Origin of the sequence: Actinoplanes sp. NPDC051475, from assembly GCF_040689425.1 — a bacterium.
GTDB lineage: Bacteria > Actinomycetota > Actinomycetes > Mycobacteriales > Micromonosporaceae > Actinoplanes.
The window spans coordinates 97,749-122,276 of sequence record NZ_JBFAZZ010000005.1 but is presented as its reverse complement, the minus strand read 5'-3'; the positions used below and the strand labels follow the sequence as shown (position 1 = coordinate 122,276).

Annotated in this window: 18 protein-coding genes; 8 read left to right on the top strand and 10 right to left on the bottom strand. The window is 72.7% G+C overall.

Features of this window, described 5'->3' with window-relative positions; genetic code table 11:
* Positions 1-361: 361 nt before the first annotated feature.
* Positions 362-2,287, bottom strand: a complete 1,926-nt coding sequence (locus tag AB0368_RS12325; RefSeq protein ID WP_366153912.1) for a penicillin-binding transpeptidase domain-containing protein — start codon at positions 2,285-2,287, stop codon at positions 362-364.
* A 213-nt stretch (positions 2,288-2,500) separates the two neighbouring features.
* On the opposite strand from AB0368_RS12325, the gene AB0368_RS12320 reads away from it, so the two are divergent.
* Positions 2,501-7,474 (top strand): NAD-glutamate dehydrogenase, encoded by a 4,974-nt coding sequence (locus AB0368_RS12320; protein WP_366153911.1) that lies wholly within the window; start codon positions 2,501-2,503, stop codon positions 7,472-7,474.
* Between the two features lie 122 nt (positions 7,475-7,596).
* Here the strand turns inward: AB0368_RS12320 and AB0368_RS12315 are convergent, their stop codons facing one another.
* The 3 genes from AB0368_RS12315 to AB0368_RS12305 form a co-directional block, all read right to left on the bottom strand.
* Positions 7,597-9,147, bottom strand: coding sequence for a GGDEF domain-containing protein (locus AB0368_RS12315; protein ID WP_366153910.1), 1,551 nt, complete (start codon positions 9,145-9,147; stop codon positions 7,597-7,599).
* 283 nt (positions 9,148-9,430) lie between these two features.
* Positions 9,431-10,228, bottom strand: a complete 798-nt coding sequence (locus AB0368_RS12310; RefSeq protein ID WP_366153909.1) for an alpha/beta hydrolase — start codon at positions 10,226-10,228, stop codon at positions 9,431-9,433.
* A 74-nt stretch (positions 10,229-10,302) separates the two neighbouring features.
* A complete protein-coding gene (locus AB0368_RS12305; protein WP_366153908.1) occupies positions 10,303-11,460 on the bottom strand; it encodes an MFS transporter in 1,158 nt (385 codons plus the stop codon).
* Between the two features lie 50 nt (positions 11,461-11,510).
* Here AB0368_RS12305 and AB0368_RS12300 point away from each other — a divergent pair, with 50 nt between their 5' ends.
* Positions 11,511-13,640 carry a heavy metal translocating P-type ATPase gene (locus AB0368_RS12300; RefSeq protein ID WP_366153907.1) on the top strand — a complete coding sequence of 710 codons (2,130 nt, stop codon included), beginning with the start codon at positions 11,511-11,513 and terminating at the stop codon, positions 13,638-13,640.
* Between the two features lie 336 nt (positions 13,641-13,976).
* On the opposite strand, the gene AB0368_RS12295 is transcribed toward AB0368_RS12300, so the two are convergent.
* The 4 genes from AB0368_RS12295 to AB0368_RS12280 form a co-directional block, all read right to left on the bottom strand.
* Positions 13,977-14,714: a TetR family transcriptional regulator gene (locus tag AB0368_RS12295; protein WP_366153906.1), complete on the bottom strand. Its 738-nt coding sequence runs from the start codon at positions 14,712-14,714 to the stop codon at positions 13,977-13,979.
* Positions 14,695-15,120, bottom strand: a complete 426-nt coding sequence (locus tag AB0368_RS12290; RefSeq protein WP_366153905.1) for a DCC1-like thiol-disulfide oxidoreductase family protein — start codon at positions 15,118-15,120, stop codon at positions 14,695-14,697. The genes AB0368_RS12295 and AB0368_RS12290 overlap by 20 nt, the downstream gene beginning before the upstream one ends.
* Complete coding sequence (locus AB0368_RS12285; protein WP_366153904.1) at positions 15,117-15,794, bottom strand: hypothetical protein; 678 nt, start codon at positions 15,792-15,794, stop codon at positions 15,117-15,119. Before AB0368_RS12285 ends, AB0368_RS12290 begins: the two co-directional genes overlap by 4 nt.
* 146 nt (positions 15,795-15,940) lie before the next feature.
* Positions 15,941-17,410: a glycoside hydrolase family 3 N-terminal domain-containing protein gene (locus tag AB0368_RS12280; protein WP_366153903.1), complete on the bottom strand. Its 1,470-nt coding sequence runs from the start codon at positions 17,408-17,410 to the stop codon at positions 15,941-15,943.
* 173 nt (positions 17,411-17,583) lie between these two features.
* On the opposite strand from AB0368_RS12280, the gene AB0368_RS12275 reads away from it, so the two are divergent.
* The 3 genes from AB0368_RS12275 to AB0368_RS12265 are packed head-to-tail and all read left to right on the top strand — an operon-like array spanning position 17,584 to position 20,546.
* Positions 17,584-18,762 (top strand): ROK family transcriptional regulator, encoded by a 1,179-nt coding sequence (locus AB0368_RS12275; protein ID WP_366153902.1) that lies wholly within the window; start codon positions 17,584-17,586, stop codon positions 18,760-18,762.
* Between the two features lie 49 nt (positions 18,763-18,811).
* Positions 18,812-19,627, top strand: coding sequence for an ABC transporter ATP-binding protein (locus tag AB0368_RS12270; protein ID WP_366153901.1), 816 nt, complete (start codon positions 18,812-18,814; stop codon positions 19,625-19,627).
* A gap of 19 nt (positions 19,628-19,646) precedes the next feature.
* Positions 19,647-20,546, top strand: a complete 900-nt coding sequence (locus tag AB0368_RS12265; protein ID WP_366154175.1) for a ribokinase — start codon at positions 19,647-19,649, stop codon at positions 20,544-20,546.
* Here AB0368_RS12265 and AB0368_RS12260 read toward each other — a convergent pair.
* On the bottom strand, positions 20,537-20,893 hold the full coding sequence (locus AB0368_RS12260; protein WP_366153900.1) for a MauE/DoxX family redox-associated membrane protein: 357 nt from the start codon (positions 20,891-20,893) through the stop codon (positions 20,537-20,539). The genes AB0368_RS12265 and AB0368_RS12260 overlap by 10 nt on opposite strands.
* On the bottom strand, positions 20,890-21,354 hold the full coding sequence (locus tag AB0368_RS12255; protein ID WP_366153899.1) for a DUF6232 family protein: 465 nt from the start codon (positions 21,352-21,354) through the stop codon (positions 20,890-20,892). The genes AB0368_RS12260 and AB0368_RS12255 overlap by 4 nt, the downstream gene beginning before the upstream one ends.
* Positions 21,355-21,445: 91 nt before the next feature.
* On the opposite strand from AB0368_RS12255, the gene AB0368_RS12250 reads away from it, so the two are divergent.
* From AB0368_RS12250 to AB0368_RS12240, 3 genes are all read left to right on the top strand, one after another.
* Positions 21,446-22,219, top strand: a complete 774-nt coding sequence (locus AB0368_RS12250; RefSeq protein ID WP_366153898.1) for an enoyl-CoA hydratase-related protein — start codon at positions 21,446-21,448, stop codon at positions 22,217-22,219.
* Between the two features lie 65 nt (positions 22,220-22,284).
* Positions 22,285-22,833 carry a hypothetical protein gene (locus AB0368_RS12245; protein WP_366153897.1) on the top strand — a complete coding sequence of 183 codons (549 nt, stop codon included), beginning with the start codon at positions 22,285-22,287 and terminating at the stop codon, positions 22,831-22,833.
* Between the two features lie 51 nt (positions 22,834-22,884).
* Entirely contained in the window at positions 22,885-24,522 is a 1,638-nt protein-coding gene (locus AB0368_RS12240; RefSeq protein WP_366153896.1) for an Hsp70 family protein, read from the top strand.
* Positions 24,523-24,528: the final 6 nt, after the last annotated feature.

Sequence of the window (24,528 nt, the reverse complement as noted above, 5' to 3'; positions counted from 1 at the left end):
CCCGCCGAGGCCGGCCGCGAGCCGGTCGAGGTGGCCGTCGTCCAGGGCGAGCCGGTCGAGGAAGCGGGCGACCCGGTCGATGTGGTGGACGACCCCGTCGATGCGATCGGCGATCCCGTCGAGGCGGAGAACGACGCCGCCAACGGGGAGAACGATGCCGTCGATGCGGAGCTCGTGGAGGACGGGGCTGCCGATCTGCCGTTGCGGCCGCTCGGCTCCGCGCCGTTGCTCGACTCCGAGCCGCTGCCGGCGACCATGCCCGGCATGCTGCGACCCCGGCACGGGGAGGACTTCTCCCTGCCGGCTCAGCGCCCGGCGTTCGAGCTCGGCCCGGAGACCCCCGCCGACATCACCTGAGCGCTCACGGGCGGAGATCGGTCAGGAAGTGCTCGGCGATCGGGACCGCTGCCTCCGCGCCGGCGCCGCCCTTCTGCACCATCACGGCGAACGCGATGTCGCCCTGCCAGCCCACGAACCAGGCGTGCGTCTCCTTGGAGCCGTCGGCGAACTCCGCCGTGCCCGTCTTGCCGTACACCGGGTCTCCCGGGACGTCCCGCAGCGCCGTGCCGGTGCCGCGGGTGACCACCTCGCGCATCATCGTCCGCAGGGGCTTGACCGAGTCGTCCGCGAGCTTCGCGCCGTCCGCGACCGGGTTGGTCGGCGCCGGGTCGAGCACGAGCCGGGGCTGCTTGAACTGCCCCCGGGCCACCGCCGCCGTCGCGCCCGCCATCGCGAGCGGGCTCACCGCGGTCGCGCCCTGGCCGAAGGTCGCCGCCGCCAGCTCGGTCGGGCTGTCGGCCGGGGAGATCTTGCCGCTGAACGAGTCGGCGCCCAGGTCCCACTTGGCGCCCAGACCGAGCTTCGCCGACGCGTCCTGGAGGCCGTCAGCGCCCAGCGTGGGGGCCAGGTTGACGAACGCGGTGTTGCAGGACTTGGCGAAGTCGGTGCGGAACGGCACCGAGCCGAGCTCCATGTCGTGGGAGTTCTTGAACGTCCGGCCGCTGACCTGCTTGGTCTTCGGGCAGTCGACCCGCCCGTCGAGGGTGACCGCCTTCTTGTCCAGCAGGCCCAGCGTGGAGACCATCTTGAAGGTCGAGCCGGCCGGGACCTGGCCGGTCATGGCGGTGTCGACCCCGCCGCCGCCGGGACCGTTGGCCACGGCCACCACCGACGAGTCGCTGATCCGCACGGCGACCAGGGCGCTGGGCTGCTTCTGGGTCGCGACGGCCCGGTCCGCGGCGTTCTGGGTGCGGACGTCCAGCGTCGTCTTGATCGGCTTTCCGGCGACCGGCTCGATGCTGTAGACCTGGGCGTCCTCGATCTTGTCGTCCGGGGTCTTGCGGGCGATGACCACGGACTGCCCGGGCGTGCCGCGCAGCTGGACGTCGTAGCGCTCCTGCAGCCCGCCGTGGCCGACCTGGTCGCCTCGGCCCAGCGTCTCCGGGTTGGCGTCGAGGTCCTCGCGGGTGGCGTGGTCCACCGTGCCGATGGTGGCGCGGGCGAACGGCCGGGTGGGAGCCAGCTCGCGCTGCTCCTCGCGGGTCACCGTGCCGGTGAGGGCGCGTACCTTGCCGGCCACCTTTTCGAAGTCGGCCTGGCGCAGGGTGACGACGTCGACGAACGCGTCGGGCTTGGAGCCCTCGATGCGGGTGGTCAGGTCCTTCACATCGATGGTGACGTCGACCTTCTTCAGCTCCTTGATCAGGGACTCGAGGAGTTTGTCCTGATCCTCGACGCGCTCGGGGCTGACGCCGACCACGGTGACCGCGCGCTTCGTGACGATCGGCTTGCCGTCGGGGCCCAGGATGTCGGCCCGGTCGGCGGTCTTGCGGCGCAGCTCGAGGCGGTCGCCCTCGGTCAGCTCGCGGTGCACCACGGCCGGCTCCCAGACGATGCGCCAGCCGTCGGAGTTCTTCTCCGTCAGCCGGACCGTGCTCTCGTACGACCACGCGGCGCCGCCCGGCAGCGTCCAGTCGATCTTGATCGGTGCCGAGGCGATGTCGCCCGTCGCCTTCGGGTCGCTCTGCTTCGACAGCAGTACGGACGACTTGGCGAGGTCGCCGGCGAGGCCCTGGAGCTGGGCGTACACGTCGTTGGCGGAGATCTTGCCACCGGCCGCCGTGACGAAGCCGACCTTGCTCAGGTCGCCGCCGCGCCAGCCGTCGAGGAACGCGTCCAGGGTTTTGCCGGGCCCGTCCGAACCCGAGCAGGCCGCCAGGCCGGAGGCGGCGAGCGCGAGGCCGGCCAGTGTTGCGACAGCTCGGCGAGCGCGTCCGCTCGGGTGCATGGAAGGCCCCTCCCCGGGTACGAAACTGGAAACGTACGGAACGGTAACCTCCCGGGGCTCGTTCCGATGACCCGGCCTGCGTGAGATGTGTCGAATTCGTTGCCGGATCGTCGCCCGGAGGACCCCGGGTCCGCCCGGCCCGTCGGAGCCAGGCTCTAGGCTGGTGCCGACACGTCGAACCCACAATGTCGTGGGTGAGGGGAGCCGTCTGCCATGCCTGTGACCGACGAGGCAGCTACCGAATCCGATCCCGAGCTCGATTTCGGGCCTGGCCCCGGGCTGGCCCTGACGGGCCGGCTGGGTACGTCCGACGACGAGCTCGACGAGCCGTTGCCGAACGCCGAGCGCCTGGTCGCCGACGCGGTGGCCCTGGCGGGTGAGGACCACGCCACCGCGACTCTGGTCGGCCGGTTCTGGCGTTTCGCGCCGGACGAGGAGCTGGTCGGCTACACGCCGGCGGAGATGTTCGCCGCCGCCCGCGAGCACCGCGAGCTCGCCGCCACCCGGCTGCCGGGGGAGCTGAAGCTCGACATCAGCGCCCCGGGCGAGGGCCGGAGCCACACGGTGATCTCGATCGTCACCGACGACATGCCGTTCCTGGTCGACTCGGTGACCGCCCTGCTCACCGCCCACCAGCTCCAGGTCCACCTGCTGGTGCACCCGCTCATCGTGGTGCGCCGCGAGCCGCTGGGCGCGCTCGCGCAGGTCGAGGCCGACGTCGAGCCCGATGACGCGATCGACGGCGACCTGGTGGAGAGCTGGATCCGGGTCGAGATCGATCCGGTACGCACCGAGGCGGCCCGCGAGCAGCTGCACAACGAGCTGCGCCGGATCCTGACCGACGTACGGGACGCGGTCGACGACTGGCCGCGGATGCGCCAGCGGGCCGTCGTCATCGCCGACGAGCTGGCCGCGGCGCGCGGTTCCGATCGCAAGCTGCCGGTGCCGGACAAGGACGTCACCGACTCCATCGAGCTGCTCAAGTGGCTCGCGCACGACCACTTCACGTTCCTCGGCTACCGGGAATACCAGCTCAGCGACGACCGGGACACGCTGTCGGCGGTGACCGGCAGCGGGCTCGGCATCATGCGCGGCGACCAGAGCACGCCCCGCAAGCTCTCGTCGATGGCGCCCGAGGCCCACCAGCGCGCGCTGGAGAAGCGCCTGCTCGTGATCACCAAGGCCAACTCGCGCGCCACCGTGCACCGCTCGGCCTACCTCGACTACATCGGCGTGAAGGTCTTCAACGACCAGGGCGAGGTGTGCGGCGAGCGCCGGTTCCTGGGCCTGTTCTCCAGCTCGGCCTACCGCACCAGCGTGCGCGAGCTGCCGGTGGTGCGGCGCAAGGTCATGGAGGTGCTCGACCGCTCCGGCCTGTCCCCGCGCGGGCACTCCGGCAAGGACCTGCTGCAGATCCTCGAGACCTATCCGCGCGACGAGCTGTTCCAGATCAAGACCGACGACCTGTACGAGGCCGTCATCGGCGTGCTGCGCATGGCGGGCCGCCGTCAGCTGCGGTTGTTCCTGCGCCGCGACGGCTACGGCCGCTTCATCTCCTGCCTGATCTACCTGCCGCGGGACCGCTTCACCACCGGCAACCGCCAGGCCATGCAGGAGATCCTGCTGCGCGAGCTCAACGGCGTCGGCGTCGACTACACGACCCGGGTCACCGAGCGGATGCTCGCCCGCGTGCACTTCATCGTGCGCACCGATCCGGCCGACCCGCCGGGCGCCGTGGACCCGAACGCCCTCGCGGAGATGCTCGCCGACGCGACCCGCATGTGGGACGACGACTTCTCGCTGGTGCTGGAGCGCAAGCTCGGTGAGGAGCCGGCCAAGGAGCTGTTCCACCGCTACTCGGCCGCGTTCCCCGACAGCTACAAGGACGGGCACACGCCGTACGAAGCGGTCCAGGACATCGCCAAGCTGGAGCTGCTGGAAGAGTCCGGCCAGCTCGAGCTGCACCTGTACCGCAAGCGCCGGGTCAACCGTGACGGCGCCGCCGAGCCCGACGACCACGACGTCCGGTTCAACGTCTTCCGATACGGCGAGCCGATGATGCTGTCGGCGGTCCTGCCGGTGCTGCACTCGCTCGGCGTGAAGGTCGTCGACGAGCGGCCGTACGAGATCCGCCGCTCCGACGGCACGGTCTACCTGTACGACTTCGGCCTGCTGCCGCCGGCGGCGCACCGGGAGCTCTCCGAGGTACGTCCGCAGGTGGAGAACGCCTTCGCCGCCGCATGGCAGAACGAGGCGGAGGTCGACGGCTTCAACGAGCTGGTGCTGCGCGCCGGGCTGACCTGGCGGCAGGTCGTGGTGCTCCGGGCGTACGCGAAATATCAGCGGCAGACCGGCATCGTCTTCTCCCAGCGCTACGTGGAGTCGACCTTCATCGCCTACCCGGAGATCGCCCGCCTGCTCCTGCAGCTCTTCGAGGCACGGTTCGCCCCTAAGCTGGAGATCGGCGAGGAGGAGCGCGACCGTCGCTCCGCCGACCTGGTCGAGCAGATCACCGGTCTGCTCGACGGCGTGGACAGCCTTGACCAGGACCGCATTCTGCGGTCGTACCTGACGCTCATACAGGCGACCCTGCGCACCAGCTTCTTCCAGCGCGGCAGCGACGCGCGACCCAAGTCCTACGTCGCGTTCAAGCTGGACCCGCAGGCGATCCCGGACCTGCCGCAGCCTCGCCCGAAGTTCGAGATCTTCGTCTACTCGCCGCGGTTCGAGGGCGTGCACCTGCGCTTCGGCACGGTCGCGCGCGGCGGCCTGCGCTGGTCCGACCGGCGCGAGGACTTCCGCACCGAGGTCCTCGGCCTGGTCAAGGCGCAGATGGTCAAGAACGCGGTGATCGTGCCGGTGGGCGCCAAGGGCGGCTTCGTGCTCAAGCAGAAGCCGGGCGACCGCGACGAGGCGGTGGAGTGCTACCGCCTCTTCATCACCGCGCTGCTGGATGTCACGGACAACATCCTGAGCGGCAAGATCGTCCCGCCCAGTGACGTCGTGCGGCACGACGCCGACGACCCATACCTGGTGGTGGCGGCGGACAAGGGCACCGCGACGTTCTCCGACATCGCCAACGAGATCTCGGTGGCCAAGGAGTTCTGGCTCGGCGACGCGTTCGCCTCCGGGGGCTCGGCCGGCTACGACCACAAGAAGATGGGCATCACCGCGCGCGGCGCGTGGGAGTCGGTCAAGAAGCACTTCCGCGACCTGGGCACCGACACCCAGACGCAGGACTTCACCGCGGTCGGCGTCGGCGACATGTCCGGCGACGTCTTCGGCAACGGCATGCTGCTCAGCGAGCACATCCGGCTGGTGGCCGCGTTCGACCACCGGCACATCTTCCTCGACCCCGATCCGGACCCGGCGACCTCCTTCGCCGAGCGCCGCCGGCTCTTCGACCTGCCGCGCTCGTCGTGGGCCGACTACGACCCGGCGCTGATCAGCGAGGGCGGCGGCGTCTACCCGCGGACGGCCAAGTCCATCCCGGTGTCGCCGCAGGTGCGCGCGGCGCTCGGCCTGGGCGAGGCGACGGCGGTGAGCCCGCCGGAGCTGATGCGCGCCATCCTCGTCGCGCCCGTCGACCTGCTGTGGAACGGCGGCATCGGCACCTACGTGAAGGCGGCGTCCGAGACCCACGCCGACGTCGGCGACAAGGCCAACGACGCCATCCGGGTCAACGGCCGCGACCTGCAGGCCAAGGTGGTCGGTGAGGGCGGCAACCTGGGCCTGACCCAGCGCGGGCGCATCGAGTACGCCCGCACCGGCGGCCCCCGCGACGACGAGGGCAACACGGTCGGCGGCCGCATCTTCACCGACTTCATCGACAACACCGCCGGCGTGGACTGCTCCGACCACGAGGTCAACATCAAGATCCTGCTCGGCGGGGCGGTGACGGACGGCGAACTGACCGTCCCCGACCGGGACGAGCTGCTCGCGGCGATGACCGACGAGGTCGCGGCGCTGGTGCTCCGGGACAACTACGAGCAGGCCACGGCGCTCGGCAACGCTCGGCAGCAGGCGCACTCGCTGCTGCCCGTGCATCGCCGCATGCTGGTCGACATGGAGCAGGCCGGCCAGCTCAACCGCGAGCTGGAGGCGCTGCCCACCGACAAGGAGCTCGCCGTCCGGTACGAGGCCGGCGAGGGCTTGACGCCGCCGGAGTTCGCGGTGCTGCTCGCGTACGTGAAGATCTCGCTCGAACGCCAGGTCCTCGCCGACGCCATCGTCGACGAGGAGTGGACCCACGGGGTGCTCGCCCGCTACTTCCCGACGCCGCTGCGCGAGCGGTTCGCCGCACGGATGGCCGGCCACCGGCTGCGCCGCGAGATCATCTCGACCGCCCTGGTCAACGAGGTGGTCAACCGGGGCGGCACGTCGTTCGTCTTCCGCGCGATGGAGGAGAGCGGCGCCTCGGCGGCGGACGTCATCCGGGCGTACGTGGTGATCCGCGACGTGTTCGGCCTGCGCGACATCTGGGAGGCGGCGGAGCGGCTCGACAACGAGGTGCCGACCCCCTCGCAGACGCTGGTCTACCTGGAGACCCGCCGCCTGCTCGACCGCGCGGTCCGCTGGCTGGTCAGCAACCGCCGCTCGCCGATCGACGTGGCGGGCGAGATCGAGCACCTGCGCCCCGGCATCGGCGCCCTGCTCCCGCAGCTGCAACAGGTCGTCGTGGGCGGCGAGCGCCGCGAGGTCGAGACCTTCGTCGAGACGCTGGTCGGTGAGGGTATCCCCGAAGACCTGGCCCGTGGGGTTGCCCGAGTGGTCTACGGCTTCGGCGTCCTGGACATTCTGGAGACGGCCAAGGCGACGGGCAAGGACGCGACCGAGGTGGCCGACGTCTACTTCGTCCTCTCGGAGCGCTTCCACATCGACCTCCTGCTGTCCCACATCTCCCGCCTCCCGCGCGGCGACCGCTGGCAGACACTCGCCCGCATGGCGCTGCGCTACGACCTGTATGCGGCACTGGCGGCGCTCACCGCGGAGGTGCTGCAGTCCACCTCGTCGGAGGAGTCGCCGGAGGACCGGGTCTCGGAGTGGGAGCAGGTCAACGCGGCGTCGATCGCCCGGGCGGGCAACGCCATGGGCAACGTGGACGAGACCCCGGCCGATCTCGCGGCGCTGTCGGTGCTGCTGCGGCAGATCCGCACGCTGGTGAAGACGTCCGCCGCCGCGGGGTGAGCCCAGGGCCGGGCCGGCGCTGAGCCGGCTCGGCCATAGCAGCGCGCTCCAAGCGCCTCATGGCGGGGCAATCCCTGGTGCAGGGAGCGCCTTCCCCATCAGTCCAATGACGGACGGCGCTCTCAGAGGCCGCGGGCCGCGGCGTCGGCGAGCGGCTCCGGGGAAACGGTGTAGCGGCCCTTGCCGTCGACCTTCGCCTCGTACATGGCGTGGTCGGCGCGGCGGAGCAGCTCGTCGGCGTTCGCCCCACCCGGGCGGCCGATGGCGATGCCGACGCTGCCGCCGATGACCGCCGGGTGGCCGTCGATGTCGAACGGTCGGCGCAGCGCCTCGACGATGCGCTGGGCGATGTGCTCGGCGTCTGCGGGCCTGCTGATCGGGTCGGCGAGCACGGCGAACTCGTCGCCGCCGAGCCGGGCCAGGGTGTCGCACGTGCGTACACAGTCGCGCAGCCGGTTCGCGACGGCGGTCAGCAGCGCGTCGCCGGCGGAGTGGCCGAGCCGGTCGTTGACCTGCTTGAAGCCGTCGAGGTCGACGTAGACGACGGCGAGGATTTCGCCGGTACGGCTCTGCCGGGCCACCGCCAGCTCGGAGTGGTCCCGGAACAGCGCCCGGTTGGCCAGGCCGGTCAGTGGGTCGTGGAACGCCAGATGCTGCAGCTGGCGGGTGAGTACGAGGTTGTCCCGGACGCTGACCAGCTGCCGGACGACGACCAACAGCAGCACCGCAACCCCGAGCAGGTACAGGAACGGCCCGATCCAGCCGTGCAGGAGGGTCAGGGTGACCGAGGTGGAGACGGCGATGGCCAGCGGCACGTACGGCAGCGCCACCCACAGCGGCGCGTGGAGGTCGGTGTCGCCTCGGGCCTCGCCCGCGCGGGCCCGTAGCGCACCGAGCCCGATGAGGATGAACCCGCCGAACCATCCCAGGTCGAGCAGGCCGCCGGCGGTGTACGCGTCGATGTTGACCAGGTACGCGAAGAAGCTGTCCCCGATGGCGAGGCCGAGCGCCCCGACGCCGATCAACGCGACCGCGCCGCGCTCCCGGGCATGGACGTGCCCGAGCAGGATGAGCGCCATGCTGGCCATGGCGACGTCGCCGATCGGGTAGGCCAGCACGACCACCCACTCCAGCGGCGTGTTGCCGCCGATGTGGATGATGGGCCCGAGCACGAAGGCCCAGCTGACGAACAGCAGCGAACCGCTGATGATCATCCCGTCGAGGAGCGTGCGCAGGGCGCCCCGCCGGGCCGTGATGAGGGCGGCCATCCCGCCCAGCACGAGCGGGACGGTCACCAGGTAGCCGAGGTCGGCCACGGACGGGAACGGCGACTCGACCTCCAGCGCCACCTCGTAGTAGCTCCAGGCCAGCTGCCCGAGCGTCCAGGACACCATGCCGGCGCCGATCAGCGTCCAGCCGCGCCGGGCTGCCCCGCGGGTCCGGGCCCGGATGACGAACGACGCCACGGCCGCGAACAATGCCGCCACGGCCAGCGACAGGTCGCCGAAGGCGGTCATTCCCCGTTCGCCGAACGGCTGCAGGGTCACGACGGCGAGGTACGCCGCAACGATCACGCCGGCTCCGACGAACGCGCGCGGCCCGGCAATCGTGCCGGCGGCGGGCTCCGCGGTGACCGCTTCCCGCACCGAACCGTCCGTCGCTACCGCAGCCATGCGCCCCGTCCTCATCCTGTCGCCGGTCCAGGCCTCCCCGGGGACAATCGGCTGTAACCGACCTCACACTTAGCGTGCACGGTTGCAGATCGGGTGCAGGGCGATCATGACCGTCCCCCGATGGCCGGCCGGTCGGGGTCGGCTGATCGGACGACCCAGCGCCACTGGATGCTCCGACGGCCTGTTCATGGCGATCACGTCCGCGTCGGCCCGCGCCCATCGCTGCGCGGCGCCCGCCGGCGAAGACCCGTCGCGTTTCCGAGGCACGCCGTCCGTCGACGGGCTAAGTCGTGCCGCCGTGCCTGAGCTTCCCCAAGTCCTCGTCGATGAATCGCGCGATCGCGGCGGCCAGCCGGCCCGGGGCCTCCCGTTCGGCGTTGTGCCCCTGCCCGTGCATCAGCAGGCGCCGCGTCCGGGGCAGCGCCCGCTCCAACGCGTCCAGGCGCTCACTCAGATGCCGTGGCGACCGGTCGCCGCCGATCAGCAGCATCGGCACGTCGAGCGTCGCGTACACCGGCAGGCGGTTGCCCAGCGCATCGATCGCGTCGCTGTCGTCGAGCTGCCTGATCACCCGGTCGCGGTAGTGGGTGCGGCCCATGACGAAGCCGGCCAGGGTCGAGGCCGCCGGCGACAGGCCCACCACCTCCCGCAGGAAGATGGTCAGCGCCTTCCCCGGATTCCCGTCGTCGAGGGCCGCCCGCGCCTGGTCGCCGCCGAGGGGTTCGCCGATCACCACCGGGGGCTCGTAGAGGACGGCTCCCGCGTACGACTCCGGCTCGGCGAGCAGCGCCTCGAGGGCGAGCACCCCGCCCGAGGAGTGCCCTACCAGGACCGGGCGGTCGAGCTCCGCGGTGATGGCGGCCACGTGCTCCACCTCGTCCGCCATGGTGATAGGGCGGGGCAGGTCGAGCCGGTACTGGCGGCGGTGCAGCCGTACGGTCCGGAAGCGGTCTTTGAGCTGGTCGGTGACCCGGGACCAGGCGGTACTGTCGCCCATGCCGCCGTGGATCACGAGGATCGGTGTGCCGTGCCCCTCGTCGATCGCCTCTGCCACCGACCTGTCGATCGCCGTTGCCCTCATCGCTCCGCCTCCTCAGCGCCCGCTAGAACGAACTTAGAAGGGCATCGGGCCGCGATGTCCGATTCCGGGCCGGGTCACTCCTGCTGAACGGCCGGGGCCGGAGCCGGTCGCAGCACGCCGGCGCCCAGACCCATCGCCACCGTGAGCGCCGTGACCAGGGCGAACGACGCGGTCAGCGACGACAGGTGAGCGATGCCGCCGATGATCCCGGGTGCGATCAGGCCGCTCCCGTACGCGATGCCGGCGACTCCCGCCAGGCTGCGCCCCGGGTGGTCGCCGATCCGCCCGGCCGTCGCGAAGACCAGCGGCACGACGACGGCGATGCCGACGCCCAGCAGCCCGAAGCCCAGGATGACGGGCACCGTACGGCCGCCCAGCACCACGATCAGGGCGCCGGCGCTGGCGGCGGCACCCGCGAGGCGGACCGTCGGGACCGGACCGAGGCGGTGGATCACCCGGTCTCCCGCGAAGCGGGCCAGCGCCATGCTCACCGAGAACACCGACACCGTCAGCGCCGCGGTGCTCGCCGTGTCGCCGAGCAGGTCGCGGACGTAGACCGCGGACCAGTCCAGGCCGGCGCCCTCGGCGAACACCGCGCAGAGTGCCACCAGGCCGATGGGCAGCACGGCCCGCGACGGCAGGGCGAAGGCGGGCGGGGCGTCGACTTCGGGCTCGGGCCGGTGGGGCAGGAGCCAGGCGGAGGCGACCAGCGTGATCACCGCCAGCGCCACCGCCGCGACGAGGAAGTGGATGCGGGCGTCGAGACCCGCCCGGGCGGCCAGGGCGGCGACCGCCGAGCCGGCCAGGCCGCCGACGCTCCAGAAGCCGTGGAAGCTGGACATGACCGAGCGGCCGTACCGCTCCTCGATGACGACGGCCTGCGCGTTCATGGCCACGTCGGCGACGCCGGCCGCCGCGCCGTACGCGACGAGCACCAGGCACAGCACCACGATGGATGTGGGTAGCGCGGGCAGGAGAAGGGCGGCGCACCAGCACAAGATCAGGACGCGGGTGAGGCTGCGCAGGTCGTACCGGTGGGCGAGCCGGGCGGAGAGCGGCATCGCGAGCAGGGCGCCGATGCCGGGCATGAGCAGCGCCACGCCGAGCCCGCCCGCGCCGGTGCCGACGTGGTCGGCGATCCACGGCACGCGGGCGGCAAAGGTGCCGGTCACCGCGCCGTGGACGGCGAAGATCACGGAGGTGGCGACGCGAGCCCGGCGGAGCATCTCCATGACGCGCACCCTAGTCGGCAGGTACCCCCGAGGGGTATATGATGGTCCGCATGACCCGGCAGATCGAGCTCGAGATCGGCGGCATGACGTGCGCGGCCTGCGCCAACCGCATCGAGAAGAAGCTGAACCGGCTCGACGGCGTCACGGCCACGGTGAACTACGCGACCGAGAAGGCGCGCGCCACGGTCCCGACCGGCCTCACCGTCGCCGACCTGATCGCCGTGGTCGAGAAGACCGGCTACACCGCGACCGAGCCGCGGGCCGCGGAAGCGCCCGGGGAGCCGCCGGCTGATCCGCTGCGGACGCGGCTGCTCGTCTCCGCCGCGCTCACCGTGCCGGTCGTGGTGCTTGCGATGGTCCCGGCCTGGCAGTTCGACTACTGGCAGTGGCTGTCACTGACCCTCGCGGCGCCGGTCGTCGCGTGGGGCGGGTGGCCGTTCCACCGCTCCGCCCTGGTCAACCTGCGGCACGGCGCCGCCAGCATGGACACCCTGGTCTCGGTGGGCACCCTTGCTGCGTTCCTCTGGTCGGTGTGGGCGCTGTTCCTCGGCGACGCCGGCATGCCCGGCATGACCCATCCGTTCGAGCTGCGGGCGGGTTCCGACGGTGACGCGATCTATCTCGAGGCCGCGGCCGGCGTGACCACGTTCCTGCTCGCCGGCCGCTACGCCGAGGCGCGGGCGAAGCGGCGCGCCGGAGACGCCCTGCGGTCGCTGCTCGAGCTCGGCGCCCGCTCGGTGGCGCTTCCCGACGGCCGCGAGATCCCGGTGGACCAGCTGCAGGCCGGAGACCTCTTTCAGGTACGCCCGGGCGAGAAGGTCGCCACGGACGGCGAGGTGGTCGACGGCGCCTCGGCCCTCGACCGAAGCCTGATCACCGGCGAGTCGGTGCCGGTGGAGGTGACAGTGGGCGACGCCGTCGCCGGTGGCACGGTCAACGCCGGCGGCCGGCTCGTCGTCCGCGCCACCCGGGTCGGTGCCGACACCCAGCTGGCCCAGATGGCCCGGCTGGTCGAGGAGGCCCAGGACGGCAAGGCGGCCGTGCAACGCCTCGCCGACCGGATCTCCGGCGTCTTCGTGCCCGTGGTCATCACCCTGGCGGCGGGCACGCTGGGTTACTGGCTCGGCTCCGGGCGGGGTGCCGCGGCGGCGTTCACGGCTGCTGTGGCCGTACTCATCATCGCCTGCCCTTGCGCCCTCGGCCTGGCCACGCCGACGGCCCTGCTGGTCGGCACGGGCCGCGGCGCCCAGCTCGGGATCCTGATCCGCGGCGTCGAGGCGCTGGAGTCGACGCGGCGGATCGACACCATCGTGCTGGACAAGACCGGCACGGTGACGACCGGCGTGATGACGGTCGCGGACGTCGTGCCGGAGCCCGGGTGCGACGCCGATGAGGTGCTGCGGCTCGCGGGTGCGGTCGAGGCCGCGTCCGAGCATCCGCTGGGCCGGGCGATCGCCCGGGCGGCGGCCGAGCACGGGCCGCTGCCACCGGTCACGGACTTCCATGCCACGGCGGGCGTCGGCGTCCGCGGCACGGTCGGCGGCGCGAAGGTCGAGATCTCCCGGGGCACGGGCGACACCGCCCAGACGTGGATTGAGGTCCGGGCCGACGGCACGCTGTGGGGGCGGTTGGCCCTGACCGATGCCGTACGCCCGACCAGCGCATCCGCCATCGCCCGCCTGCGCCGCCTCGGCCTGGAACCGGTGCTGGTCACCGGCGACGCCCGGCCGGTGGCGGACCGGGTCGCCGCGGAGGTGGGGATCACCGAGGTGATCGCGGGCGTTCTGCCGGCCGGCAAGGTCGACGCCGTCAAGCAGCTCCAGGCGGACGGCCGCTCGGTGGCGATGGTCGGCGACGGGGTGAACGACGCGGCCGCGCTCGCCCAGGCCGACCTCGGCGTGGCGATGGGAGCGGGCGCCGACGTGGCGATCGAGGCGTCCGACCTGACGCTGATGCGCGACGACCTGACGGCGGCGGTCGACGCCGTACGCCTGGCTCGCCGCACCGTGCAGATCATCCGCGGCAATCTGTTCTGGGCGTTCGCCTACAACGTGGCGGCGCTGCCGCTGGCGGCGGCCGGCCTGCTCAACCCGATGATCGCGGGCGCGGCGATGGCACTGAGCTCGATCTTCGTCGTGGCGAACAGCCTGCGGCTGCGCCGGTTCAGCCCCGTGGCCTGACCGGCGCAGTGTGAGCCGGGCGCTTGTTCCCTTCGGCCGCTCCCGAAGCTTCCGGGGCGCCCGGCTCACCATCTGTACCGCCGTCGAGGCACCCGGACCGGTCCCGAGGTCCGAGGCTCCGCGGCGGCATTCCCCAGATCCACCTGCGGACATGACGCTACGTGATGATTGCCAGACAGCGGAAGCGCAGCGTACGGGAAATAGCCGTTCGGTCGGCCCCATATCGGGCGACGGATTCGTCTGACCAGGCAGGATCACGACATAGGCGGCGATCCGCACCCGTTGCGGCAACAGGAACATTACCGTCGGTGAGTGATCTGACGATGCGGAGCGTGATCAGTCGTCGTGCCGGATCGAGTCGACGAGAGCCAGGACCTGGCGCAGCGCGGGCCGGAGCACGCGCAGCCGCGACAGCCCGACGAGCCGGTCGATGAGCGGCACGATGCCGTCGATCAGCCGGCGGGTGCGCCGCTGCCCGGGCGAGCGGTCGTAGACCCAGAAGAGCACCACGCCCATCCAGCCCAGCCACAGCAGCTCGGGCAGCTCCTTGCGCAGCTCCGGATCGATCTTGGCCGACGACCCCTCGACCACGTCTCGGAAGATCGCGATGGCGGCCTCCCGCGCGGGCGACGACTCCCGCGAGAAGGGACTCAACGGCGACGACGGCTCCGCGGCGGTCTTGAAGAACGTCGCGGCGAACGAGTGATAGGGCTCGTTGACATCGATCCCGGCATGCAGCACCCCCCGCAACCGCGCGGCGAAGTCCTTCTCCCGCTCCAGCACCGGCGCGGCGGTGGTCCGGTGCGCGGCCTGGTTCCGGTCGTAGAAACCCTGGATCAGGTGTTCCTTGGAGTCGAAGTAGTAATAGGCGTTCCCGACCGCGACCCCGGCCTCCTTGGCGACGGCCCGCATGGTGGTCTCGGTGTAGCCCCGCTCCCGGAACAACCGCAGCGCCGTCTCGAGGATGAGCTGCCGGGTCTGCTCGCCCCGAGCCCGCCGTGGGCGCTCGCCCACGCTCGTCGTGTCCTGGGCCGCGGGTTCCCCGGCGGCGGAGTCAGCGGCAGCGGTCGTCACACCCGTCACCGTAGTCTTCCGCGCGCGTGGACTGCCGGACGGCGGCCGCCGCCGCGATGAACCGCCGGGCCGCCGGCAGCAGGGCCGGGGTGCTCAGCCGGTCCGCCATGCCGCGGTAGTCGGCCAACGCCCACAGGCAGGCCAGCCAGGCCCCGTCGGAGACGTAGACCAAGCCGTTGTCGGCGATGACCGTCAGATCCCGCAGCGTGGCGGAGTGGTCCAGCCCGGGGAAGCGCGTCCGGGCCTCCGCGGACCCGGCCGGCACGAACATCAACGGTACGAGCTGAGCCCGGCCCTCGAGCCACCGGTGAGCGGCCCGGCAGATCGGGCAGCCCTCGTCGTAGAGCACCGTGAGGGACCCGACCCGGCCGGCCCCGAACCCGGCCGGATCGACGTCCTGGCTCACGCCCGCGCCGGCGGCGGAACCGGCCCGGCCATGCCCTGCCCGGGCCACGTCAGAGTCCCGTCACTCCCGCCGGCCTGAGCCTTGCCGGCGCCGCCCTGGGCCGGACCCTTCTGCACCGGGCCGCCGTGGGCCGGGCCGCCGTGGGCCGGGCCGCCGTGGGCCGGGCCGCCGTGGGCCGGACCGCCCTGGGCCGGACCTCCGGGGATCGGGCCGGTCGGGACCGGGCCGCCGGGCGCCGTGCCCGCCCCGCCGAACGGGCCCTGCGGTCCCGGCCCGGGCGGGTACATCGGCAGCCGCCCCGCCGGCGGCAGCGGCGGCATCGCCTGCTGCTGACGCAGCCGTCCCCGCCGGTAGCGCCCCAGCACCACGACGTTCAGCACATGCAGCCCCCCGAGCACGAGCAGCACGAACCCGATCTTGAACGACAGCGTCTCCAGGGCCCGCGCCGCGTCCGGGATCCGGGCGCCGGAGCGCATCGCCACCGCCACATAACCGAGGTTGAGCAGGTAGAAGCCCATCACCAGGAGGTGGTTGACCGCCTTGGCGAGGCGGCTGTCCGCAAAGACGTCCTCGAGGAACACCAGCCCGTTACGGGAGAGAGTCGTCGCGACCCAGATCGTCAGCCCCACGCTGATGATGAGGTACGCCAGATACATCCAGACCTTGTGGTCCATCGGGCCTCCACCCTTTCTTGAACACGTTCAACTGCTGTCGTGCTCACTGTAGGGGGAGAGTTGAACGTGTTCAAGAGAGATGTGGAGCACAAAGAAAGAGGCAGCGGCGGGTGGCGGCCCGTCGCTGCCTCAGCTCGTGGGTGGGGTCAGCGCACCAGTCCCAGCGCCTCCGCCGCCGCGCGGCCGTTGGCGTGGCTGGCGCCGTACGTGATCAGGAAAGCCCGTGCCCCGGCGGGCCGCCACATCGACGGCCAGCCCATCTCCACCACGGCAACAGTATGGCGCGCCGCCAGTGCCGAGATCAGCGCGCGCGCCGACTCACTGCGGTGGGTGTGTCGCCCGACGACCACGATCGGGCGAGCCCCGGCGCGTTCCGCCAGCCGTTCCGCCGACGTATCCGCCGCGACGACGGTGACCGACTCCGTGCCGTTCAGATGCGGCGCCAGACCCCACGGCACCCGCCCCTCGGCGATCGAGTGACCGGACGCGAGCTGCACGACGAGCGGATCAGTGAGGTCCGCCAGCGAGCCCTCGACCCGGACCGCGCGCCGGGCGGCCACGTAGCCGAGGCCGGCGTCGTGGGCGAGGCCGGCGTCGTGGGCGGATTGCCGAGGCGGGTGGTGGGTCCAGGCGGCCAACTGCGCCGTACGTTTCGCCGCGTCCTCCAGCCGGCGCCGCGCGAGCCGGCCGTCGCTCACCCCGGCGACGATCTCGGCAGCCACCTGGTCGACCAGCTCGTGATCGACCCGGGCCCCGATGCACAGCAGGTCCGCGCCCGCCGCCAGCGCGCTCACCGCCGCTGCTCCGATGCCGCCCGCCGCTCCGAGTGCGCCTCTCATCTCCAGTGCGTCGGTCACGATCGCCCCTTCGAAGCCGTACTCGCGCCGGAGCAGGTCGTGCAGGGCCGCGCGGCTGAAGGTGGCCGGGGCGTCCCCGGTCAGGGCCGGCACCCGGATGTGGGCGGTCATGATCGACCGGGCCCCGGCGGCGATCGCCGCGGCGAACGGCGGCAGGTCGCGTTCCCGCAGGATCTTCATCGGTACGTCGACAGTCGGCAGCGCCAGATGCGAGTCGGTGGTCGTGGCACCGTGGCCCGGGAAGTGTTTCGCGCACGCGGCGACGCCCGTGGACTGCAGCCCTTCGATCGCGGCGGCCGCGTGCCGGGCCACGAGTGCGGGCTGGGCGCCGAAGGACCGCGTACCGATGACGGGATTGTCTTCGGCGGTGTTGACGTCGACCGTGGGGGCAAGGTCCAGGTTGATGCCCGCGGCGGCCAGATCGGCGCCGATCGCGGCATAGACCCCGCGGGTGAGCTCGGGGTCGTCGACCGCACCCAGGGCGGCGTTCCCCGGGTACGGGCTGCCGGTGCGGTGCGCGAGCCGGGTGACGTCGCCGCCTTCCTCGTCGATCGCGATCAGCGCGTCCGCCCGTGCGCTTCGCAAGCTTGCCGTGAGCCGGACGACCTGGTCGGCGTCGGTGACGTTGGTGCCGAAGAGGGTGTGGCCGGCGAGGCCCTCGGCGAGCAGGGCACCGGCCCAGTCCGGCGCCGAATTCCCCGCAAAAGCCGCAAGCAGGGTGCCGAGGGCCAGGCGGCGGAGGCCCGGGTCGATCGCCATGGTTTCCTTCCTCGGTTCAGCCACTGTTTTGGACCGCGGCGAGCTGCCATGATCGCTGGGTGTCGATCGGACACGCGACGCGGTCAGTATGCAAGCCGCCCGTTACGCTGCGGCTACGTGATGTGGGCGAACACCGTTATAGGAAACAAGCCTAAATACTAGGGGACGTAGTTATGGCCGCCACCCGCCTTCCGGGCACGCCCCGGTTGCTGCGTGCGCTCAACGACCGCGCCGCGCTGGAACTGTTGCTCAGCAAGGGTCCGCTGACCCGGGCGCAGCTCGGCGAGCTGACCGGCCTCAGCAAGGTCACCGCGTCGCAGCTGGTCGAGCGGCTCGAGGAACGCGGGCTGGTGCGGCGCGTGGGGGAGCAGGCCGGCGGGCGCGGGCCCAACGCCCAGCTCTACGCGGTCAGCCCCGGCAGCGCGCACGTCATCGGCGTCGAGGTGCTGCCCGATCGGGTGATCGCTGCGTGCGCCGACATCACCGGCGAGATCGTGGGACGCAGCGAACAATCCACCCAGGACAGCGACGATCCCGTACGAGCCGTGCACAGTGCCGTGATGCAGGCCGCCACCGAGGCGGGCACCGACCTCGCCTCGATCCGCCGCGTCGTGCTCGGCACCCCCGGCCTGGTCGACCCGAAGACGAGCGAGGTCTCCTTCGCCTTCGACCTCCCGCGGTGGCACCGCGGGCTGCTGGCCGAGCTGCGCAAGGACCTCAGCATCCCGGTGGTGTTCGGCAACGACGTCAACCTGGCCGCCATCGCTGAGCAGCACACCGGCGCCGCGAAGGGCGTCGACGACTTCGTGCTGATCTGGGTCGGCCGCGGCGTCGGCCTCGCCACGGTCATCGGCGGCCGGCTCCACCAGGGCAGCAGCGGCGCCGCCGGCGAGATCGGCTACCTGCCCGTCGCCGGGGCCGAGGTGCCGCACAACGCGTCGAAGCGCGGCGTGAAGGGCGCGTTCCAGACCCTGGTCGCCTCCGACGCCGCCAAGGCGATCGGCAGGCAGCACGGCTTCCGCGGCAACGATTCGGCCGACGTGGTCCGGGAGGCCGCCGAGGCCGGGGCGGCGGGCGAGCCCGTGCTGGACGAGCTGGCCCGGCGGCTCGCGCTGGGCGTCGCGGCCACCTGCGTCGTGCTCGACCCGCCGCTGGTGGTGCTGGCCGGCGAGGTGAGCCAGGCCGGCGGCACCGCGCTGGCCGAGCGGGTCGAGGCGGAGGTCGCCTCGATCACCCTGGTCGCGCCCAGGGTGGTGGTCAGCGAGGTCGCCGTCGAGCCCGTCCTGAACGGCGCGCTGCTGACCGCGCTCGACGCCGTCCGCGACGAGGTCTTCGGCTCCACCACGGGCTGAGCCCGGCGGGCCGTCGGGCCGCTCTCCACGTGCGTGGTTGGATGGACGCGTGCCCGAGGCAGAGACCCCCACACGCCCCGACGACGACACCGTCATCTCCTTCGACCGGGTGAGTGTCATCCGCGGCGGCAACTTCCTGCTGCGGGGCCTCTCCTGGCAGGTCGAACTGGACGAGCGGTGGGTGATCCTGGGCCCGAACGGCGCCGGCAAGACCACCCTGCTCAACCTGGCCTCCGCGCGGATGCACCCGTCCCGCGGGGAGGCGTGGGTGCTGGGGGAGCGGCTCGGCCGTACGGACATCAACGAGCTGCGGACCCGGGTCGGCATCACCACCGGACAGCTCGCCGACCGGGTGCCGCCGGCCGAGCGGGTGCTCGACGTGGTGGTCACCGCCGCGTGGTCGGTCGTGGGGCGGTGGCGGGAGAGCTACGACCCGCAGGACGAGCGGCGGGCGCGGGCGCTGCTGCACCAGCTCGGCATGGGCGCGCTGCTCGACCGCGAGTTCGGCACGCTGTCCGAGGGCGAGCGCAAGCGCACCCAGATCGCCCGCGCGCTGATGACCGACCCCGAGCTGATGCTGCTCGACGAGCCCACCGCGGGCCTCGACCTCGGCGGCCGCGAGGACCTGCTGGCCCGGCTGTCCGAGCTCGCCGAGGATCCGGACGCCCCGGCGATGGTGCTGGTGACCCACCACGTCGAGGAGATCCCGCCGGGCTTCACGCACGCGATGCTGCTGCGCGAGGGCACCGTCGTCGCCGCGGGTCTGCTCGGGGAGACGATGACCGCAGACAACTTGTCGAAGACGTTCGGGCTGCCGCTCGTGGTGCAGCGCACCGGGGACCGGTACACGGCCCGGGCGGCCTGAGGAGCACGACATGGCCGACTTGTCGCCACCGCGCATCGTCGTCGCGGGCAGCGCCAACATGGACCTCGTCGGACTGGCCGAGCGGCTGCCCCGCCCGGGCGAGACCGTGCTGGGCGACGACTTCGTGATGACCCCGGGCGGCAAGGGCGCCAACCAGGCGATCGCCGCCGCCCGGGCGGGCGGCGCCTGCACGATGCTCGGCGCGATCGGCTCCGACGCCTTCGGCGTGACCATCAAGGCCCGGCTCAACGCCTCCGGTGTGGACACCGGGAACCTGCGGACCAGCTACGGCTCGTCCGGGGTGGCGGTCATCATGGTCGACCGCGCGGGCGAGAACTCCATCCTCGTGAGCCCCGGCGCGAACAACACCTTCGCCGGTTTGAGCGCGGCGGAGACCGCGGTCATCGCGGACAGCGACGTGCTGCTGTGCCAGCAGGAGATCCCCGCGGACACCGTCCTCGCCGCGGCGCGCGCGGCCCAGGCGGGCGGCACGAAGGTGATCCTCAACGCCGCACCCGCCCGGGAGCTGTCGCCGGAGCTGCTCGAGGCCGTCGACCTGCTGGTCGTCAACGAGGGCGAGGCGACGGCGATCACCGGTACGCCGGAGCCCGCCCTGCCCGCTCTGCTCGCCCTCGTGCCGCGGGTGGTGCTCACGCTCGGCGGCAATGGCTCCTGGTACGCCGACCGCGACGGCGGCGACGAGCGCATCCCGGCGTTCTCCGTGGAGGTGGCCGACAGCACCGCGGCCGGCGACGCCTTCACCGGCGCGCTGGCGGTGGCCTGGGGCGAGGGCCGGGACCTGATCGCCGCGGTGCGCTGGGCCAACGCCGCGGGCGCCGCGTGCGTGCGCCAGGTAGGGGCGTCGAACTCCCTGCCGGCCCGCGCCGACATCGACGCGTTGTACGCGCGCTACGCCTGACGAGCCACGCGCAGGCCCCACATCACGAGGGGGACCTGAAGGGGCAGGCGGCCGTACGCGACCGCCCGCCGGGCCGGTGAGGCGTGCCGCCAGTCGACCGCCATCTTGACGTTCGCCGGGAACACGGCGGCGAACAGACCGGCCGCGGCCAGCCCGCCCAGGCGGCGGGTGCGCGGATGCGCGACCGCCGCGGCGACGGCGAGCTCGGCGGCGCCGCTGAGGTACGTCCACGTGCGCGGGCTGCCGGGCAGGGACCGCGGCACGATGCTGTCGAACGGGCGGGGCTGAGCGAAATGCAGCACCCCCGAGGTGGCCAGCAGGCCGGCCAGGGCGCGGGCCGACCTCACCGGGCGACGGCGCTGTGGTCGAGGGCCCGCTGCAGGGCGCGATAGATCTGACCGAAGCGCTGCGCGTCCTCCGTGCGTACGAGCAGCGTCCGGTCGCCGCGCACGTCCGCCCAGATCTCCAGGCGGCGGCTGCCGCGGTCGTAGGAGCGGTCGATGAACTCGAGCAGCACGTCGGCGAGGGGCGCGGCGGCGAGGCCGATCAGGATGCTGCCGCCGACCAGGGCGATCGTGGTGGCGATCGACGCGTCGATGACCAGGGCGACGACCACGCCCAGCGCGCCGACGACGAGCGGGGTCATCATGGCCAGGCCGAGGACGCCGCGGCCGGCGACCGCCTTCCACTGGCGGCGTCCGCGCTCGTGCCAGACCCGGACGAAGTCGCCGAGCCGGTAGTCGCGGGCGCCGATCCGGACTCCGGCCGACGTGACCTGAACGTCGCGGTCCCGGTAGTAGGTGACCATGATCCCTCCCTCCGCGCGTGCAATGGTACTTACCCAGTGCCGCAAGCCTTACGCTGTCGGCACTTGAACGATCGATCAGGAGGCAGTCCGCGTGAGCGAGTTCGTGAAGCTGGAGATCGGCGACGGCATCGGCACCATCCGGCTCCGGCGACCCCCGATGAACGCCCTCAACACGCAGGTGCAGGAGGAGCTCCGGGAGGCTGCCCAGGATGCGGCGGCGCGGCCCGAGGTCCGGGCGGTGATCGTGTACGGCGGGGAGAAGGTGTTCGCCGCCGGCGCCGACATCACCGAGTTCACGACCACCACGTTCCAGGAGATGACCGTACGGGCGGCGGCGCTCTCCAGCGCGTTCGACGCGGTGGCGCGCATCCCGAAGCCGGTCGTCGCGGCGATCACCGGATACGCCCTGGGCGGCGGCTGCGAGCTGGCACTGGCCTGCGACTGGCGCGTGGTGGCCGACGACGCCAAGCTCGGCCAGCCGGAGATCAAGCTCGGCATCATCCCGGGCGCCGGCGGCACCCAGCGGCTGGCCCGGCTCGTCGGCCCCGCGAAGGCCAAGGACCTGGTCTTCTCCGGCCGGATGGTGAATGCGGAGGAGGCGCTGCGGATCGGCCTGGCCGACCGGGTCGTGCCCGCCGCCGACGTGTACGCCGCCGCGGTGGAGCTCGTCCAGCCGTACGTCACCGGCCCGGCACTGGCCCTGCGCGCCGCCAAGCAGGCGATCGACGGCGGCCTGAGCATGGATCTCGCCTCCGGTCTCGCGCTGGAGAGCCACCTCTTCGCCGGCCTGTTCGCCACCGACGACCGGCTGGAGGGCACGAAGGCGTTCGTGGAGAAGCGCAAGCCCGGCTTCACCGGCAGCTGACGCGACCGCCGCGAACCCGACAGGGATCTCGCGGATATCGATCTGTTGCCATAAAGTTCCCCTCTGTGACCATGCCGGGGCTGCGGGGGACGTCGGTACGCCGCTCCGTGATCGTCGCGGTGGTCCTCGTGGCCGGGCAGGCGCTGCTCTGCGCGGTCATCGGGTTCGTCACCTTCGGCGATCACGGCGGGGCGGCGCCGCCCCGTGCGCGGGCCGCCGACACGATCGCCGGTCCGCCGATCGTCGTGCCGGCGCCGACCGTGCCGCAGCCCCGAGGGTCCTCCCGGGCGCCGCGCAGGCACGGCAAGGCGTTCGTCTCGAGCAGCGCCCGGCCGGCGCGGCCGGTACCGCGATCGTCCGCGCCGCCGCGCTCTCGCGTCGCGGGCGCCCCGGAGACGATCGCGACCCTCCCGGCGAAGCCGGCGACGAAGCCGTCGGCCGCGCTGCCGTCCCCGATCTCGATGCTGCCGCCGCGGCCGCCGGATGAGACCGGCGCGGCTCCCGTGGCCGGCGAGCCGTGCGACGAGAAGGGTGCGATCGGCATCACCCGGGGCGGCCGGGCCGTGCGCTGCGAACCGGACCGCCACGGCGACCTGCGGTGGCGCCCTGTCTGATCCCCGTCCGCACTGATCAACTCCGCCGGCCGAGCGCCTACACTGGCGGCCATGTCCATCGACCAGGGTCGGCACTCGCTCGGCGTCGACTTCGGCACCTCGAACACCGTCGCGGTCGCCCGGTGGCCCGACGGCCGGGCCCGGCCGATCCTCGTCGACGGCTCCCCGCTGCTGCCCTCGGCCGTGTACGCAGAACCCGGCGGCCTGCTCGTGGTCGGCCGCGACGCGGTGCACAGCGCCCGCCGGGACCCGGCCCGCTTCGAGCCCAACCCGAAGCGCCGGATCGACGACGGTCTCGTCCTGCTCGGGGAGCAGGAGCTGCCGGTGGTCGACCTCGTCGCCGCCGTGCTGGTCCGGGTGGCCGAGGAATGGCACCGCGCGGTCGGCCCGGTACGCCCCGACGTGACCCTGACCTGCCCCGCCACCTGGGGCGCCACCCGGCGCGGGCTGCTCGCCGAGGCCGCCGCCCGGGCCGGGCTGGAACGGGCACGCCTGGTCGCCGAGCCGGTCGCCGCCGCCACGTACTTCGCCGAGGTGCTCGGCCGGGACGTACCCATCGGCTCGGTCGTGGTCGTGCACGACTTCGGCGCCGGCACGTTCGACGCCAGCGTCGTCGCCCGTACAGCCGAGGGTTTCGAGGTCATGGCGGTGGACGGCCGTGACGACATCGGCGGGCTGGACGTCGACGCGGCCCTGGTGGAGCACCTGGGCGTGATCTGCGCCCGGGAGGATCCCGCGGCCTGGAAGCGGCTCACCGAGCCCGCGACGCTGGAGGAGCGCCGCGCCCAGCGGCAGCTGTGGGACGACGCCCGGATCGCCAAGGAGCGGCTCTCGCGGACCCAGTCGGCGGACGTGATGGTGCCGCTGCTCGACCTCGAGCTGCACGTCACCCGCGAGGAGCTGGAGGAACTGGCCCGCCCGGTCCTCGACCAGACCGTCCAGGTGACCCGCGACCTGCTGCGCTGGGCCAAGCTGGCCGAGGGGCGGCTGGCCGGGGTGTTCCTGGTCGGCGGGGCGAGCCGGATCCCGCTCGTCGCGACGCTGCTGCACCGGGCGCTGGGCGAGGCCCCCGTGGTGATCGAGCAGCCGGAGCTGGTGGTCGCCGAGGGCAGCATCCTGGCCGACGCCGCGCTGCTGGCGTCCGAGCCGGCGGCGCCGGGTCCGACGGCCGAGATGCGCCTGGTCTCGCGAACCGGCGGCACGCCGGCGGGCCCGGTCTCGATCGACGACATGGAGACGGTACGGACGTCGCGAAGCGAGCTGACCGGCGCCATGCCGCCGGCGGTCGACCCGTGGCCCGACGCGGAACACCACTGGGTGCCCGACCCGGACGCGACGGTCGCAGCCGTGCATCCCGTGTCACCACCTGTCCAGCCGGTGTCGCCGGCACGCCCGGTGTCGCCCGCCCGGGGTGTGTCGTCACGGCCGGTCTCGCCGCCGACCGCGACGAAGCGGCCGTCCCGCACCGCGCAGTGGCAGGCGCCCCCGCCTTCCGCGCCTGCGGCGGTGACTCGCCCGCGGCGGCGCACCGGCCGGGCCTTGCGGGCGGTGCAGGTGGTGCTCAGCGTGATCCTGCTCGTCACCGCGCCGGTCGCCGCGCTGCTGGTGGCGTACAGCGCCAGCGCCGGGGTGCCGGTCCAGTCGAGCGCGCGCGAGATGATCGAGGATCTGCAGCGCATCCTGGGGTGAGTCCGG

Coding starts and splice junctions, on each gene's coding strand:
- AB0368_RS12325 (WP_366153912.1), bottom strand. CDS start 2,287: ATGCACCCGAGCGGACGCGCTCGCCGAGCTGTCGCAACACTGGCCGGC.
- AB0368_RS12320 (WP_366153911.1), top strand. CDS start 2,501: ATGCCTGTGACCGACGAGGCAGCTACCGAATCCGATCCCGAGCTCGAT.
- AB0368_RS12315 (WP_366153910.1), bottom strand. CDS start 9,147: ATGGCTGCGGTAGCGACGGACGGTTCGGTGCGGGAAGCGGTCACCGCG.
- AB0368_RS12310 (WP_366153909.1), bottom strand. CDS start 10,228: ATGAGGGCAACGGCGATCGACAGGTCGGTGGCAGAGGCGATCGACGAG.
- AB0368_RS12305 (WP_366153908.1), bottom strand. CDS start 11,460: ATGGAGATGCTCCGCCGGGCTCGCGTCGCCACCTCCGTGATCTTCGCC.
- AB0368_RS12300 (WP_366153907.1), top strand. CDS start 11,511: ATGACCCGGCAGATCGAGCTCGAGATCGGCGGCATGACGTGCGCGGCC.
- AB0368_RS12285 (WP_366153904.1), bottom strand. CDS start 15,794: ATGGACCACAAGGTCTGGATGTATCTGGCGTACCTCATCATCAGCGTG.
- AB0368_RS12280 (WP_366153903.1), bottom strand. CDS start 17,410: ATGGCGATCGACCCGGGCCTCCGCCGCCTGGCCCTCGGCACCCTGCTT.
- AB0368_RS12275 (WP_366153902.1), top strand. CDS start 17,584: ATGGCCGCCACCCGCCTTCCGGGCACGCCCCGGTTGCTGCGTGCGCTC.
- AB0368_RS12255 (WP_366153899.1), bottom strand. CDS start 21,354: ATGGTCACCTACTACCGGGACCGCGACGTTCAGGTCACGTCGGCCGGA.
- AB0368_RS12240 (WP_366153896.1), top strand. CDS start 22,885: ATGTCCATCGACCAGGGTCGGCACTCGCTCGGCGTCGACTTCGGCACC.